Source organism: Bacteroidota bacterium (assembly GCA_038746285.1).
Classification (GTDB): Bacteria; Bacteroidota; Rhodothermia; order Rhodothermales; family JANQRZ01; genus JANQRZ01.
Window position 1 is genome coordinate 1 of the sequence record JBCDKT010000131.1, and the last position, 1,640, is coordinate 1,640.

2 protein-coding genes are annotated in these 1,640 nt (G+C 71.0%); both read right to left on the reverse strand.

Annotated features, from left to right (window positions below; all coding sequences use genetic code 11):
• On the reverse strand, window positions 1-1,038 hold a 1,038-nt coding region (locus AAGI91_17870; protein MEM1044482.1), incomplete at its 3' end, for a hypothetical protein.
• Window positions 1,039-1,109: 71 nt separating this feature from the next.
• Window positions 1,110-1,640: YhjD/YihY/BrkB family envelope integrity protein (locus tag AAGI91_17875; protein MEM1044483.1), on the reverse strand; the 531-nt coding region annotated here is incomplete at its 5' end.

The following is a 1,640-nucleotide window of genomic DNA, read 5'->3' on the forward strand; positions in this document are numbered from 1 at the left end:
GTCGATCCCGAAGATGCCCTGCTCCGGGACGCCCGTGCGCCACTCCACGTTGGCCGACAGCTGGCGCGCGCCGCCGAACGCGTTGCGGTGGGTCGCCGAGGCGCGGAGTGTGATGCCGCCATCGGAGAAGTAGCCCGTGAAGGCAGAGAGCACGCGGCTCGGGCCTCTCCGCACACGCACGGAGATGGGCACCAGGGTGTCGCCGCGCGCCGCCTCCGGGCCGAGGTCCACGAGGGCGAGCGTGAACAGGCCCAAGCCGAACACCTCGCGCTGCCCCTCTGCGAGTTCCGAGGCGCTGAACAGGTCGCCGGTCTCGAACGGAAGCTCGCGAGTGACGATGTCGCGCCCCAGCGACTCGTCGCCCTCGACGGAGATACCGCTGACGCGCGCGCGGACGCCGACGTTGACCTTGACGCGAATGTCCGCCCCCAGGCCGGTCGAGTCGATGAAGCGCTCAGCGCCGGCGTCGGCCCAGGCGTAGCCACGGTTGCGAAGCCACGAGATGGTCTCGGACTGGAGCTGGACCAGGGCGAACTCGTCGAGGCGGTCGCCGGACCGGACCGCGCGGCCGCGCGTGAAGGCCTCCCAGCCGTCGCGGATCTCTGGCGCGAGTTCAGGGGCCACGGGTCGCTGTCCCGGCCCGGCGAACGTGACGTCCTTGATGAGAAGCGGCGGCCCCTCGGTGATCTCGAACGTGACGCCAGCGGTATTGCTGGTCGTGTCCAGGTCGACGTCGTAGTCGACCGCGACGCGAGGGAATCCGCTGTCTCGGTAGTAGCGCGCCAGCCGGACGGCGTCCTTGGCGATCTCGATGGGGTCCAGCGGGTAGGCCACGTCGTCGGCCCCGAAGAACCGGGCGACGATGCCGGGGCGGCTGCGCGTCGCGATCTGGAGACGGAGGTTCTCCTCCAAGAGCGTCTGCCCGTCCTCGAACGCGAAGCCGACGCTGCGCACCGTCGTCGAGTCGTCGGCGAAGGTGAGCGGGACCTGGGCCGCGGCCGCGGGCAGGAGCAGGACGACGAAGGCGACGAGGCGCACAGCCGAAGAAGCGCAAACCGCCCAAGCTAGGCCCCTCCGGCCCACCGCTGGCGGTCGCAGCGGGGACGCGATCACGGAGACGTGGCGGATTCGGCGCGCTGCCGGGCTCTCCGTGCCATGACCGACGACGCGGCCGCCTCGCCCTCGTCGGGGACGGCCGCCCCGCTGGCGGAGCCGTCGGACGCCAGCGGGTCCTCGGTGGGGACCGCCTGCGACCCCTCGGGACGGTGGACGTTGGCAAGCGCCTCGGCGGCCTCGGCCTCGGTCCGCTCGCGATAGCGGCGGAAGCGTCCGGTCCGCGACCACATCCGCCGCAGGTGTGCCTTTCGAGGATGGACACGCTTCTCGTGGAGCGAGGCCACGACGGCTCCGATGACCAGGATGAACCCGGAGAAGTAGACCCAGAAGACGAACGCCAGGATCAGCCCGAAGACGCTGCCGAGTCCCTCGCCCTCGCCGTACCGCTCAAAGTTGGCCACGTGAGTCGCGTAGAGCGCGAACAGGTTCTTCGCCAGCTCGAACAGGACCGCGCCGGCCGCGGCGCCCGCCAGTGCACTCCGCTTGGGAGGCTTGGGCCGAGGCACGAGGTAGTAGAGCAGCCA